Genomic DNA, 13,080 nt, shown 5'->3' with positions numbered 1-13,080 from the left:
GGACCGTCATCCGGTTGTGCCGACGGTTGCATCCCGGGGGGGGCATAACCAGGATGCCACGACTGCAAAAACGGGATTAAACCGTCCCGGAAAGCGACCTTCAACCCTGCCCATGCGCCCCACTCACCCCCAGGCTGAACCGGTACGGAGGCCGAGGCAGTGGATGCGCCTGTTGACTGAACGGTAGATTGGGATATCAACGTTATTCCCTCACGAAAAATAATGGCAAGGGTAGACAAGCCTCAGGCAGTGAAAGGAACCGTTTGAATTATTGGTAATGGGCTATGCGCAAAAATCTTATAAAACAGGAAAAACCCGGGCAGGTAGTTAATGAACTGTGTAATAAGTCAGTCGGCGGGTTCCACTGATTGTCGTTTGAAGCACCAAATGCTTCAAACGACAGAACCGACTTACATCGAGACTAAACGACGATCAAACCCTTTCAAAAATCGTCGTTATACCTTGACCCAGACCTACACACATTGTTGCCAGCCCCAGGGTTCCACCATTTTGTTTCATCACATTCAGAAGTGTGCCTGAAATTCGCGCTCCCGAGCATCCGAATGGGTGACCAAGCGCAATGGCCCCTCCGTTCAAGTTGACCTTTTCATCCATTTTATCCAGCAGCTTGAGGTCTTTCAGTACGGACAGTGCCTGAGCAGCAAAAGCCTCATTCAGTTCGACATGATCAATATCATCCATGGTCATGCCCATACGCTTAAGCGCCTTTTTACTGCTGGGCACCGGTCCATACCCCATAATGGAAGGATCAACACCGGCAACCGCCATGGCCCTGACCACCGCCATTGGCTGCACACCAAGGTCCTTAGCCCGCTGGGCTGACATAACGATCATACAGGAGGCGCCATCGGTAATCTGGGAGGACGTTCCCGCCGTTACCGTACCCTTGGGGTTAAATGCAGGCTTAAGCTGTGACAACGCTTCTACCGTGGTTTCCGGGCGGATGGTTTCATCCCGGGTAAAAAGTGCAAGGTTTCCGTCGGCATCATGCCCCTGCATCGGGATAATTTCATCGTTGAAATGACCTGCTTCGGTGGCAGCCCAGGCACGCTGATGGGAACGGACACCAAATTCATCCTGTGCCTGACGACTGATGCCGTGCATAGTGCCCAGCATTTCGGCAGTCAGCCCCATCATACCGGCTGCCTTGGCGCCGTATTTGGACAGCCTCGGGTTCGGATCCACTCCGTGCATCATGCCCACATGCCCCATATGCTCGACACCACCGACCACAAAGACATCACCGTTATTGGTCTGAATGGCCTGAACGGCACTCTGCAGGGCACTCATGGATGATCCGCACAGACGGCTGACCGTCTGGGCACCGGAGGTATGGGGAATGGGTGTCATCAGCGATGCCATCCGGGCAATGTTCCAACCCTGCTCCAGGGTCTGGTTTACACAGCCCCAGATAACATCTTCCACCTCAGCCGGGTTCACTTCTGGATTGCGGTTAAGTAACCCGGTAATCAACTCGGCAGACAGGGTGTCAGCACGCACATGACGGTACATGCCACCCTTGGAGCGCCCCATCGGGGTACGCCCGAAATCAACAATTACAGCATCTCTTGGGTTCAGGCTCATGGTATTCTCGCTTTTATATTCCCTGAAAATGGTTCGGTAACTTAAGACTCATGTATTTATTCAAAGAGCCATCAACCGTAGAAGGTCTTGCCTTCACGAGCCATCTCCCGGAGCTTATCAGTCGGCACATACAGTGGGCTGATAGCAGCGTACTGGTCCGCAAGCTCAACAAACTCTGCCACCCCCAGGCTATCAATATACTTCAGGGCACCACCGCGGAAGAGCGGGAAGCCAATACCCATAATCAGCGCCATATCCGCTTCAGCGACCGAGTCAACAATGCCATCTTCCAGCGTACGAACGGTTTCCATACACAGAGGCACCATCATACGGGCGATAATCTCCTCATCCTCAAAGGATTTACGTTCAGCACAAACTTCATTCAACAAGTCATAAACGGACTCATCAACCACCTTCTTGGGCTTACCTTTTCTGTCCTGCTCATACTGATAGAAACCGGCCCCGTTTTTCTGACCAAAGCGCTGGTTGTCAAACATTACGTCGAGCGCGTTTTTAAAGTCACGTTTCATGCGATCCGGATACCCTTCCGACATGACACTTTCAGCATGAATACCGGTATCAATGCCCACCACATCCATAAGATAGGCAGGTCCCATTGGCCAGCCAAAGCGCTCCATGACCTTGTCTATCTGCTGGAAATCGGCCCCGTCACGCAGCAAGGCAGAGAAACCACCAAAGTATGGGAACAGGACACGATTCACCATAAATCCGGGGCAGTCATTAACCACCACCGGTGTTTTACCCATCTTGCGGGCATACTCAACCACCGTTGCTACGGTGGCATCGCTGGTCTTTTCGCCACGGATAACCTCAACCAGTGGCATGGCATGAACAGGGTTGAAGAAGTGCATGCCACAGAACTGTTCGGGACGCTTCAGATCACTGGCCAGCTCGTTAATGGAAATGGTGGAGGTATTGGATGTCAGAACAGCTTGCTGGGCAACCTGGTTCTCTACGTCCGCCAGCACCGTTTTCTTAACTTTCGGGTTTTCCACAACGGCTTCAATAACGACATCGACGCCCTCAAAGTCACCGTAGGACAGCGTGGGTATAATATTATTCAATACACTCCCCATCTTACCGGCATCCATACGCCCCCGGGCGACACGCTTGGAGAGCAGTTTGGTGGCTTCAGCCAGGCCAAGATCCAGTCCATCCTGGCTGATGTCTTTCATCAGAATGGGCGTACCTTTCAAGGCGGACTGACAGGCAATACCGCCACCCATAATGCCCGCACCCAACACCGCCGCCTTGTTGGTTTGAGCGGCAATACCGGCAGATGCCTTGGCTTTTTTCTTAAGCTGCTGATCATTCAGGAACAGGCCAACCAGAGCATCACACACCGAGGACTTGGCCAGTTTAATAAACCCTTTTGCTTCCACTTCAAGGGCCTTGTCACGCTCCATGAAAGCGTGCTTCTGAATCGCCTTGACTGAGGCTATTGGCGCCAGCATATGGGGTCCGGCCTGCTTTTTAACGACTGCAGAGGTGGTTTCAAACACCATCATCGCTTCAATCGGCGGCAGTTTCAGCTTGCCTTTTTTCTCCTGCTTTCTGGCCTGGTAATCCAGTTCACCATTCAGGCAGCGACGAATCACGGCTAGCGCAGAATCTTTCAGTTTCTCAGGGGCAACCACGGCATCGACAGCGCCAACTTGTAACGCCGCATCAGGACGATACTCTTTGCCGCTGGCGATCCATTCCACCGCATTATCCGCACCGATCAACCTGGGTAATCTGACCGTGCCGCCCCATCCCGGGTAGATACCCAGTTTCACTTCCGGCAAGCCAACCCTGGCTTCTGTGGAAAGCACCCGGTAATCCGCACACAGACAGATTTCAAAACCACCACCCAAGGCAATGCCATTCACGGCCGCCACGGTTGGCATATCAAGATCTTCAAATCCGGAAAATACCTTATTCACCGCCATCAGTCCGGCCAATAACGTTTCATCATCCTGCTGAAAAGTTCGGGTAAATTCATTGATATCAGCACCAACGATGAATACGTCTTTACCACTGGTGAGAATAAGACCTTTGATATGGTTATCAGCACGGATGGCATCCAGCGCAGCAGCCAGGTCCTCAATGGCAGAGCGACTGAACTTATTGACACTTTCGCCGTCAAGATTGAACTGCAGCTCGGCGATACCATCTTCCACAGGCAGAACCCTGAACGCCTTCCCCCGGTAGATCATGAACGTCTCCTTTCGGATTGAAGATAGATAGGCTAACAATGACGAAGTGACCTGCCAGCGATTAAACAGGCTGATCATTTTTTACGTTAACTATGGTAGCTATCTGATTATTATTGCTTTACTTCCCGGTAAATTCATACGCTTGTTTGAATTTATTGCCTACCTTCTGTGAAATGGTGTTTAAAGTCAAGCTTGAATAACCATGAAAAAGCCATTTTCTCCCAGACTTGCGCAGCCATTTTAACAAGACTATTCATCAAATAAGCAGCGAGTTACCAATCTGGATCATTGTTTATGATGAATTGCTGGACAGACAGCTAAGAAAACCATGAATAAAAGCAAAATAGGCCTTACAATGGAAATGCCATGACTTGAGAAGACCTCATGCACACCATAGCCTCCTCAATGTACTTTATTGCTTATCATGAGAAATCTCGACAGCGGTCCAGATATTACAGGGCGGATCACTTTTTGCATCTATTGAAGAAGGAAGACAGCTTATGAGCCTCTACAAGCACGTTCTGGTAGCGATCGATTTGTCCGACGAAGCCGATGAGGTGCTCGAGAAAGCAAAATCCATTGCCGAGAAAAACCAGGCCAGACTGACCATGGTTCATGTTGTCGAACCGCTCAGCGTGGCTTATGGCAGTGATATCCCTCTCGACCTCACCACCCTGCAAGATGAAATCACCGAACAGGCAAAGGAGCGTATTGCCCGTCTGGCCGACTCAATCCAGCTGAAGAAAGGGGAGCAACATGTCGTGTATGGGCTACCCGAACGGGAGGTTCATCGCATTGCAGAAGAGTCAGACGTTGACCTGATTGTCGTTGGCAGCCATGGCCGTCATGGGCTGGCCCTGATTCTCGGGTCCACTTCAACCAGCATCCTGCATGGTGCCAACTGTGATGTACTGGCCGTACGAGTCGGTAAAAACAACGGATGATTTAATGATAAAGAAGAGCCACATCATAGACTCTGCGGCTCTTCCTGACTTATTTTTACATCTGCATATTATCCAGCGCTTCCCACCGTTCCATTTTCTGTTCTATCAACTCATTGAGTTCAGTCAACCTGTTAAGAGCAGTCTGGACTTCTGACGCGTCTCCCTGATAAAAACCCGACTCAGCGGTTTGAGCTTCCAGTTCGCTGAGCTCTTCTTCAAGGGCTTCAATCTCACCGGGCAAAGCATCCAGTTCGCGCTGCAGTTTGTAACTGAGCTTCTTTTTTACCGGCTTGCTGACGACTTCAGCCTGACTTGGCCGGGTTTTAGTCTTTTCCTCTTTTTTTACAACCGACGCTTCAGCCACCAGGCTGGAAATTGAGCCTCCCTGGTGCAACCAGTCATCAAATCCACCCACATACTCACTAATATGACCACCCGGCTCAAAGACAAGTGTACTCGACACCACATTATCCAAAAATGTCCGATCGTGGCTGACCAGTAGAATGGTGCCAGTGAACTCAACCAGTAGTGACTCCAGAAGCTCCAGTGTCTCAACATCCAGGTCATTGGTAGGTTCGTCCATTACCAGCAAGTTGGCAGGTTTGCTGAACAGGCAAGCCAGCAGGAGCCGGTTTCGCTCGCCCCCCGAAAGCGCCTTGACCGGAACACGACAACGGCCAGGAGGAAACAGAAAGTCCCCCAGGTAGCCAATAACATGCCGACTCGAACCATTAATGGTGATACTCTCACGCCCTTCAGCCACGTTATCTATGACGGTTTTGTCAAGGTCCAGCTGATTACGCAGCTGATCAAAATAAGCCACCTCAAGTTTGGTTCCCATTTTGACAGAGCCTGATTCCGGCTGGCGATTACCCAGAAGGATATTTAGCAGGGTTGATTTTCCTGCCCCGTTTGCACCAATCAAGCCGATCTTGTCACCACGCATTAACCGAAGACTGAAGTCTTTGATCACAGTGTGCTGATCAAAGGACTGGGAAATGTCCCTGGCTTCAAGCACCAGCTTTCCAGACGTTTCTCCCTGCTCCAGTCCAAAGCTGGCATTACCCTGTACCTCACGGCGCTGACGACGTTCCTCCCTGAGCTTCTTCAGGTCACGAACCCGACCTTCGTTACGGGTGCGACGCGCTTTAATCCCCTGACGGATCCACGCTTCTTCTTGCGCGAGCTTTTTATCAAACAGGGCATTCTGTTCAGCCTCTACCTCAAGCGCGTGAGCCTTACGCTCCAGAAAGGTTTTATAGTCACATTCCCAACTGGTCAGCTGGCCCCGGTCAAGCTCAACAATGCGGGTCGCCAGCGACTGGAGAAATGAACGGTCATGGGTGATAAAGAGCAGGGCGCCGGAGAAATCCTTCAGCTGCTTCTCGAGCCAGTCGATGGCGATAATATCAAGATGGTTAGTCGGCTCATCCAATAACAACAGATCGGGTTCTCCCACCAGCGCTCTGGCCAGTTCAACCCGCCGACGCCAACCACCGGAAAGTTCTTTCATCTGTTTTTCAGCAGGAAGCCCCAGCTTCTGAATAACCGTATCCACCTTTTGACTGAGGCTCCAGCCATCCACAGACTCCAACTGCTGCTGGACTTTCTCCAGTGCTTTCATATCAGCGTCAGTGCTGATGTTCATGGATAAGGTATGATAACGACTGATCAGTTCACCGACCGTCTCAAGGCCTGAGGCAACCACGTCATAAACTTTCTTATCATCCTGATCAGGCAGATCCTGGTTCAGCACCCCTACCTTCAGGCCAGGCTTACGCCACAAGGTACCATCATCCGACAGGATACTGCCGGATACCAGCTTCATCATGGTAGACTTGCCTGCTCCATTGCGGCCCAATAAACAGACCCTCTCACCTTTTCGAATCTGAAATTCGGCATGCTCCAGCAGAGGTTGGTCGCCATAAGCCAGGCTGACCTTTTCGAATCTAAGTAACGGCATTATCCATCCAGGCGGTGAAGCCCTTTGCCAGCGATTTGCACCAGCAAAGGTTTATCAACTGAAAGCGTTGCATAAAAACAGGTTAGAATAACGTCAACTACCAGCAATGGGTAGCCGTATCACTGTTTTTTCAGGCAAATTGCTACAACCAAAGCCATCAGCTGACAGAGCAATAAAGGTACAAAGGCCAGCTGATAGTCCTGCACAGACAAGGCGCTCAACCCATCGCGCCCTGTACCTTCCAGGATAAACCCGATCAACAACTGCATGACAGGGCCGGCCAACAGCATGGAGCCATTGGTGATAGCCAGCAGGATTCCCACACGCTCTGGCGGGCTGATACTTTTCACAACAGAGAATGCGAGCATATAGCCGCCACTACTGACCCCTGCCATAAAACAGATCACTGCCATGACCATCATGGAACACGGGCAGAAAATCAACAGACTGAACAAGACAGGAGAAGCAATAGCACACACCACCATCACTTTTCGCATAGATTCTGCCACACAGGCCAGCCAACCCTGTAGGGGAGCCCCAATGGCAGCTCCGATAAAAATTAGCGCTACCATATCAGCAACGGCTTCCCGCCCGACGGAAAAACGCTCGTAAAAGAAAGGGATTCCCCATAAGCCACCAAAACTGGTAATAACAGCAAAAAGGCCAAAACCATATAAACAACGTAACTGTTCAGCACCCCCACATAAATCTGGAATTTTCTGATTTTTATACCATCCTCTTAAGCACCATTTTTCCACAATATTCGCCAGCATGATTCCAGAACTACCCGCAACTATGTCGGCTGAGATTCTCTTGAAAGAGAATGCAGAGCTGCGGATGAGAGTTGCCTGTCTGGAAGAGCGATGTCGAGAATTGGAAGAAAAGGTTGGCAAGAACAGTCAAAACAGCAGCAAGCCGCCATCGTCTGATGGTTATCAAAAACCTTGTAAAAACAGTAATTCTCCAGATCATTCTGACGACCTTTCCGCAGATAAAGGTACCGATCCATCGGATGAAAAACCCAATCCTAAAAGTCTGAGACAGTCTTCTGGTAATAAAGCCGGTGGAAAGAAAGGGCATCAGGGCACTTGTCTTAAACAGGTCGATATCCCTGACTATATTGAGTACCTTCCGGTTAAAGAATGCAATAAATGTCAGGCGTCTCTTCTTGATAGTGAGCCGGTCAAATATATTGAACGACAGGTGTTTGAACCAGGGAGACCGGGTGAATTTGAAGTAACGGCCCATAGAGCTGAAGTAAAAATCTGCACTTGTGGTTGTCGGAATCAGGCTGAATTCCCGGAAGGTGTTACCGCTGCCGCACAATATGGCTCAGCCACACAGGCTATGGCCGTCTATCTTAACCAATACCATTTCCTGCCTTTTAAGCGCGTGTCAGAGTATTTTAATACTCTCTATAAAATGAGTGTAAGTGCAGGCACTGTCGCCAATTTTGTGGCCAGAACCTATGAAAATCTGGCTTCTACTGAAGAGGTTATTCGTGACGCCTTGCGGGAATCGTCTGTTGCCGGAGCCGATGAAACGGGTATGCGGGCCGAGGGCTCTTTGCACTGGCTACACGTTATGCGGGATGAACAATGGACGCTCTACTACTTGTCTGAAAAGCGAGGTCGTGAGGCCATGGACACGATGGGCATACTGCTAACATTTGCAGGCGTTCTGGTTCATGATCATTGGAAATCCTATTTTGCATATGCGGCAACTCACGTACTTTGCAATGCCCATCACCTGAGGGAGCTTTTGGGTGTTGTTGATAGGGACAGCAATCAACTGGCGTTGCGATTGATGAAGCTACTGAGGCTTTCCTGGCATTACTGCAAGGGCTTTAAGACCATAGGTATGCTACAGATGCCAAGTGTTGTCTGTGAACGAATCGAGAAGATTTATGACCGGTTGCTTCAGCGGGCTCTAATGAAAGAAGTCGTCTATATGGAGAAGCAACGAGAGGAGCTTAAGCGCAAGAAAGTCAAGAATACTAAAGCTTACAATCTCTTCAAACGACTCACTGAGTTCAAGGCTGAGACACTGCGCTTCATGTCAGATTTTACCATTCCCTTCGATAACAATGGCAGTGAGCGGGATGTTCGAATGGCCAAGTTAAAGCAGAAAATCTCAGGCTGCTTCAGGAGTGCAGACGGTGGTTTTATGTTTGCACGGATTCGCAGCTATTTGTCGTCTGCCAGAAAACAGGGAATGGACATATATCAATCACTTCATAGAGCTGTTCGGAATTACTGTAATATGCCTTTGCTCAGTGCTGAATAGTTACTAAACAACAAAGCGTCAGGGAGACTCGATCCAATGGCGGCTTATCGCTCACTTTGAGTTCAGAGCCAACTTCACACGTCACTTTATGCAACTTGGCATCACTGACCGATATGGGCGGTGTGCTTTTAACAAAGATGGCTATTATGCCGGCAAGTACAACACCAAAAATGGCAGCAGCCTGCATTGCGCCCTGCCATCCATAAGCTTCCATGATATTCGGCAATATCAGTGGACCAAGCCCTCCACCAGCCAAAGCAAAGGCTTCTATCACCCCGGCGAGCGTTGGAAAATAACGTTCTGGAAACCAGCGACTGGCCAGGGTCATACACACCACAATCACCGGCGAAGTCACCACTCCCATAAACGCCCGTGATGCACAGGCAGAAAACAACGTTTCAGAAACACTGAACCAGTAACAGCCAATGGCCATCAAGGCACTGCAAATCACCAGTAAAACCCTGGCATTGCAATGATCGGCCAGATAGCCTCCCGGCACCTGGAAAAGCAGATAAAAACAGAGAAAACTGCTGGTTAACCAGCCAATATCTGCAACATCAAGATCAAAGGCAGACATCAACTGGGGAACCATTACGGATGGCGCCCCCTGAAGCAGAAATTGATAAGAACAGAATAATGCCGCTATTGCGCAGACAAAAACGCCTCTGAGGCATATGGAACTTGTTGCCACCGTACTTACTCCCTGACTATCCCTCCACCCTTTCCCTGTATGAAGCACCAGCAACACGGGGTCTGAGCAGAATTAGATTAGATGACGAGTAAAAAGTTCATTAAATAATCAACAGAGCACAGGTGAGTTTGAAGCTATCCGACATAAATAGCTCAAATAGGTAGATTTATAGACTGAAAATATGAAATATCCGGGTTAAGGTATTATGCGTTCAATGACCCTACCCATTCCGGGAGCAAGCATCTCTACCTCCAGAACCAGAGCCATTCCTGTTTGGAAGGAAGGACCAAGCTTAGGAGTTCCGTCACATAGCAAGCCGACAAGATAGCTGACCATGGGCATATGACTGGCTAATAAAACGACACCGGAATCCGGGAGAGCATCAAGCACTTTTGATGGATCACCATCAGGTTCCAGCTCATCCAGCGTTGTAACCTTGAGCCCAAACCCTTCTGCCACGATGTGGCCCGTTTGCTGGGCCCGAAGATACGGACTGGCAAAAACACAATCTACCCTCTGGCCAGCCAATAAAGCAGTGGTATCCCTCACCTCACGAAGACCTTGTCCGGTGAGACTCCTTTCCTGATCCGAAGGAGCAGACCATGATGCCTGGCCATGGCGCATAATGATCAGTTTCATGATTTAATCATTATCCGATTCATTGAGTTCTTTTTCTCCGCCTTTTACCGCTTTTTCACCACAGCCAAACGCCCTGTCTCTACCAGAGGCAGGCCAGTCTGAGAAAGGATAGGGTTTAACATCAACGTTGTAGGTCAAAAAACCCGCAATTTGATAGATATACTGGTTCACACCGCCACTGAATTTCAACAGCCGGTCATTCGGCTCGCCCATGACAAATCCATGAACCGCCTGAACAATGGCAATCAGCATTACCAGAAACGCAGCAAGATAAGCCACAAAAGCAAAAACCACCATAAAGACCAGCCTCAACCAGCGAGACTCTGACTTAAGATTATTAACTATTTTTTCTTCCATTACGGTTCTCTCTATAGTTTCTTAACCAAAGTTTCTTAACCAAAGTTTGTTAATAAACGCTTTTTAACTAACGTTATCTTAATAAAGTCCAACTATTATCTGGACATAAACTCCACATCCGTTTTCTGTTCCCGGAGCATCATTCCCTTAACAAGAGTGCCAATGGCATTGCCTTCAAAAATAATGCTGTACAAACCGTCCACCAGAGGCATATACACCCCCAGTTCATCGGCCTTCTGCTTTACCTGTTTAAGAGTATTCACCCCTTCCGCGACCTGTCCCAATTTCGCCTCTGCTTCATCAAGAGAACAGCCTTCTCCCAGGGCATAACCAACCCGAAAATTTCGACTCAGATCAGAAGTGCAAGTGGCAACAAGATCACCAACCCCGGCCAATCCCAGAAATGTCATCGGGTTTGCGCCGAGTGTCACAGCAAAGCGACTCATTTCTGCCAGACTTCGGGTGATCAACATACTTTGGGTGTTCTCCCCCATTCCCAGTGCCGCACCCATTCCAGAGACGATGGCATAAATATTCTTCAAGGCACCTGCCAGCTCCACACCATAAACATCCGTATTGGAATAAACCCTGAAGTAATCACAATGCAAAACGGTCTGCACAATCTGGCAAAGGTCTTCATCTTCACTGGCAATAACCGTTGCTGTCAGCGCCTTGGCAACGATCTCGCGAGCCAGATTGGGGCCGCTCAGAACACCGATACGGGCATTTTCAAGCTCCTCCGTCAGAATCTGACTCATCAGATCAAAGGTCACTGGCTCAATACCTTTTGTAGTACTGATCACGATCTTGCCGGAAAGCAGTCCATTGGTTTTTCTGACCACCTCCCTGAACGATTTGCTGGGAATAGCAATAAGAACGATATCTGCATCAGCGACCACAGCCGATAGATCAGTACTAGCGCTAACGGAGGGATGAATCCTGAATTCGGGAAGGTATCTGGCATTCACATGATCATCTTTAATACTCCTGACCTGCCCGGCATCCCTCATCCAGAGCTTCACCCTGTGGCCATTGTTTGCAGAGATATCAGCCAGAGCCGTTCCAAAACTGCCACCGCCAAGAACAGCGATTGTATATTCATTAGCACCGCCATTTGCATCGGTGCCATGTGGCCTGTCTGTCATATAGTTAATCCCGGTTTACACACTCAAAAGCTGCAGCAAAATATCTTAAGGCCAGCGCTAATAGGAATGCTGTATTTAATCACACTAGTGGATAGGGTTGCACAGAAGCGAGCAAGCAGAAACTGAATTTTTTCTAATATCAGTAATCATCCTGAAGATTGTACGATAGAACAAATCTAGCAAACCATTCCTGACTGTATTACCTTTACTTGCCATGTAAGGGTAATTGCCTTCGCAGGCTCTTTACCATCTGCAGATACTTTGTGAATTATGCCAGTTATGCAACAGACCTGACGCATACCAGCTTGCTGGTAGTAAAAAGCGACGAAACTTATCATTGACCACTTTTTCAGCAGCTCAGTGTTGTCTTTTTGTTACAAAGAGTCCAACAGCACTATGACAGATAAAAAGCAATGGTATAGTTCAACTCCGGAACGATAGTAGTGCATTTGCAAGACTGTTAGGATTAAGCGGGGTCATCGGCCTCTGATATGAATGCCGTATCGGCAGGGAAGTCCCGATCAGTGTATCGGCTTCCGGGTGTCATCACTGGCCTGATGCCATGAAGGTGCTGGACCTTCCAGGAACCAATAAACTAATGAAGCAACCATTGAAATCTGACCTTAGACACGAAGCCGTTAGCCAACAAACGACCGTTAGCCAACAAACGACCGTTAGCCAACAAACAGCCGTTAGCCAACAAACAGCCGTTAGCCAACAAAACGCCTTCAGCAAAGAAGATTTGTTACGCTGCTCACAGGGCGAGCTTTTTGGTGCCGACAATGCTCAGCTACCAGCCCCTGATATGCTGATGCTTGATCGCATCGTTCGCATTTCTAAAGAAGGCGGCGCCTATGGCAAAGGTGAGATCATCGCAGAACTGGATATCAATCCAGACCTCTGGTTCTTCTCCTGTCACTTCCCCGGGGACCCTGTTATGCCGGGATGTCTCGGGCTTGACGCCATGTGGCAGCTGGTTGGCTTCTACCTGGGCTGGATGGGCAACCCGGGGCGGGGACGGGCCCTTGGCAGTGGTGATGTTAAATTTACCGGCCAGATCCTGCCCACTAATCAAAAAGTGACATACCGAATTGACATTAAACGAATCATCACACGAAAACTGGTTCTGGGCATTGCCGATGGATCAGTCAGTGTTGATGGTCGGGAAATTTATACTGCGGAAGGGCTGCGAGTCGGTCTTTTCCAGAACACGGACTCTTTCTGATTTCCC

At 49.3% G+C, this 13,080-nt stretch carries 10 protein-coding genes and 1 pseudogene; 3 read left to right on the top strand and 8 right to left on the bottom strand.

Going from position 1 to position 13,080, the window contains the following annotated elements; genetic code table 11:
- Positions 1-432 precede the first annotated feature (432 nt).
- Positions 433-1,605, bottom strand: a complete 1,173-nt coding sequence (gene fadA / locus MJO57_RS14770) for an acetyl-CoA C-acyltransferase FadA (protein WP_252026408.1) — start codon at positions 1,603-1,605, stop codon at positions 433-435.
- Positions 1,606-1,676: 71 nt separating this feature from the next.
- Positions 1,677-3,824 carry a fatty acid oxidation complex subunit alpha FadB gene (gene fadB / locus MJO57_RS14765; RefSeq protein ID WP_252026405.1) on the bottom strand — a complete coding sequence of 716 codons (2,148 nt, stop codon included), beginning with the start codon at positions 3,822-3,824 and terminating at the stop codon, positions 1,677-1,679.
- 500 nt (positions 3,825-4,324) lie between these two features.
- On the opposite strand from fadB, the gene MJO57_RS14760 reads away from it, so the two are divergent.
- Positions 4,325-4,768, top strand: coding sequence for a universal stress protein (locus tag MJO57_RS14760; RefSeq protein ID WP_252026403.1), 444 nt, complete (start codon positions 4,325-4,327; stop codon positions 4,766-4,768).
- A 55-nt stretch (positions 4,769-4,823) separates the two neighbouring features.
- On the opposite strand, the gene MJO57_RS14755 is transcribed toward MJO57_RS14760, so the two are convergent.
- Both MJO57_RS14755 and MJO57_RS14750 read right to left on the bottom strand, forming a co-directional pair.
- Entirely contained in the window at positions 4,824-6,731 is a 1,908-nt protein-coding gene (locus tag MJO57_RS14755) for an ATP-binding cassette domain-containing protein (protein WP_252026401.1), read from the bottom strand.
- Between the two features lie 119 nt (positions 6,732-6,850).
- On the bottom strand, positions 6,851-7,504 hold the full coding sequence (locus MJO57_RS14750; RefSeq protein WP_252026399.1) for a hypothetical protein: 654 nt from the start codon (positions 7,502-7,504) through the stop codon (positions 6,851-6,853).
- Between MJO57_RS14750 and MJO57_RS14745 the strand changes: the two genes are divergently transcribed.
- Positions 7,503-9,017 carry an IS66 family transposase gene (locus MJO57_RS14745; protein ID WP_252017851.1) on the top strand — a complete coding sequence of 505 codons (1,515 nt, stop codon included), beginning with the start codon at positions 7,503-7,505 and terminating at the stop codon, positions 9,015-9,017. The genes MJO57_RS14750 and MJO57_RS14745 overlap by 2 nt on opposite strands.
- Here the strand turns inward: MJO57_RS14745 and MJO57_RS14740 are convergent.
- From MJO57_RS14740 to MJO57_RS14725, 4 genes are all read right to left on the bottom strand, one after another.
- On the bottom strand, positions 9,004-9,708 hold the full coding sequence (locus tag MJO57_RS14740) for an MFS transporter (RefSeq protein WP_252026397.1): 705 nt from the start codon (positions 9,706-9,708) through the stop codon (positions 9,004-9,006). The genes MJO57_RS14745 and MJO57_RS14740 overlap by 14 nt on opposite strands.
- Positions 9,709-9,903: 195 nt before the next feature.
- Positions 9,904-10,347, bottom strand: coding sequence for a phosphohistidine phosphatase SixA (gene sixA, locus MJO57_RS14735; protein ID WP_252026395.1), 444 nt, complete (start codon positions 10,345-10,347; stop codon positions 9,904-9,906).
- A gap of 3 nt (positions 10,348-10,350) precedes the next feature.
- A complete protein-coding gene (locus MJO57_RS14730; RefSeq protein WP_252026393.1) occupies positions 10,351-10,704 on the bottom strand; it encodes a DUF4389 domain-containing protein in 354 nt (117 codons plus the stop codon).
- A 95-nt stretch (positions 10,705-10,799) separates the two neighbouring features.
- Entirely contained in the window at positions 10,800-11,849 is a 1,050-nt protein-coding gene (locus MJO57_RS14725) for an NAD(P)H-dependent glycerol-3-phosphate dehydrogenase (protein ID WP_252026391.1), read from the bottom strand.
- 709 nt (positions 11,850-12,558) lie between these two features.
- Here MJO57_RS14725 and fabA point away from each other — a divergent pair.
- Positions 12,559-13,074: pseudogene (fabA, locus tag MJO57_RS14720) on the top strand (3-hydroxyacyl-[acyl-carrier-protein] dehydratase FabA); the annotation flags it as partial.
- Between the last annotated feature and the right edge of the window lie 6 nt (positions 13,075-13,080).

This window comes from Endozoicomonas sp. SCSIO W0465, from assembly GCF_023716865.1.
In the GTDB taxonomy this organism is placed as follows: Bacteria; Pseudomonadota; Gammaproteobacteria; order Pseudomonadales; family Endozoicomonadaceae; genus Endozoicomonas.
This window is presented reverse-complemented; position numbering and strand designations above follow the sequence as displayed.

Coding starts and splice junctions, on each gene's coding strand:
- MJO57_RS14760 (WP_252026403.1), top strand. CDS start 4,325: ATGAGCCTCTACAAGCACGTTCTGGTAGCGATCGATTTGTCCGACGAA.
- MJO57_RS14755 (WP_252026401.1), bottom strand. CDS start 6,731: ATGCCGTTACTTAGATTCGAAAAGGTCAGCCTGGCTTATGGCGACCAA.
- fadB (WP_252026405.1), bottom strand. CDS start 3,824: ATGATCTACCGGGGGAAGGCGTTCAGGGTTCTGCCTGTGGAAGATGGT.
- MJO57_RS14730 (WP_252026393.1), bottom strand. CDS start 10,704: ATGGAAGAAAAAATAGTTAATAATCTTAAGTCAGAGTCTCGCTGGTTG.
- MJO57_RS14745 (WP_252017851.1), top strand. CDS start 7,503: ATGATTCCAGAACTACCCGCAACTATGTCGGCTGAGATTCTCTTGAAA.
- sixA (WP_252026395.1), bottom strand. CDS start 10,347: ATGAAACTGATCATTATGCGCCATGGCCAGGCATCATGGTCTGCTCCT.
- MJO57_RS14750 (WP_252026399.1), bottom strand. CDS start 7,504: ATGCTGGCGAATATTGTGGAAAAATGGTGCTTAAGAGGATGGTATAAA.
- fadA (WP_252026408.1), bottom strand. CDS start 1,605: ATGAGCCTGAACCCAAGAGATGCTGTAATTGTTGATTTCGGGCGTACC.
- MJO57_RS14725 (WP_252026391.1), bottom strand. CDS start 11,849: ATGACAGACAGGCCACATGGCACCGATGCAAATGGCGGTGCTAATGAA.